Source organism: Mesorhizobium sp. M1E.F.Ca.ET.063.01.1.1 (genome assembly GCF_003998155.1).
In the GTDB taxonomy this organism is placed as follows: Bacteria; Pseudomonadota; Alphaproteobacteria; order Rhizobiales; family Rhizobiaceae; genus Mesorhizobium.
In genome coordinates, this window is record NZ_RZSC01001538.1 from 1 (window position 1) to 504 (window position 504).

Genomic DNA, 504 nt, shown 5'->3' on the forward strand with positions numbered 1-504 from the left:
GGGTTCCATGATCTCAAGCGCGAGATCGAGCCGTCGATCGAAGGCGTGCCGGAAGCCGGCTGGGCGCTGGCTTCGGTGGCGCATGGCCAGGGACTTGCGAGCGAGGTCGTCGGGCGCATCGTCGCCTGGGGCGACGCGGTGTTCGGGCGGGCAAGGACCGTCTGCATCATCGATCCTGAAAATGGTGCCTCGCTTAAAGTGGCTGAAAGGAACGGCTATCGCGAAATCCTGCGCACCACCTATCACGACAAGCCGACGATCCTGCTGGAGCGGCGGGCTGGAGGGGCGACAGCTTAGGTGCAGGTGGTAGCTGCAATGGGGATCGCGGAACCGCGTCAGCCGGCCTTGCGGCGTAACGTCTGCGCCAAACCCTCCCAGGCATCGACGGTCGCACCCCGGTCGATCCGGCCGCCGCGGAAAACCGTCGTCGCGTCGAATGGCTGCGGTCTGGCGATGGCATAGCCCTGCGCGTGGTCGACGCCGATCTTGCGCAAGGCCTCGATG

Annotated in this window: 1 protein-coding gene; it reads left to right on the forward strand. The window is 66.1% G+C overall.

Annotated features, from left to right (window positions below; all coding sequences use genetic code 11):
- A partial coding sequence (locus EOA29_RS39665; protein WP_145970170.1) for a GNAT family N-acetyltransferase occupies positions 1–297 on the forward strand: 297 nt, incomplete at its 5' end.
- Positions 298–504 lie beyond the last annotated feature (207 nt).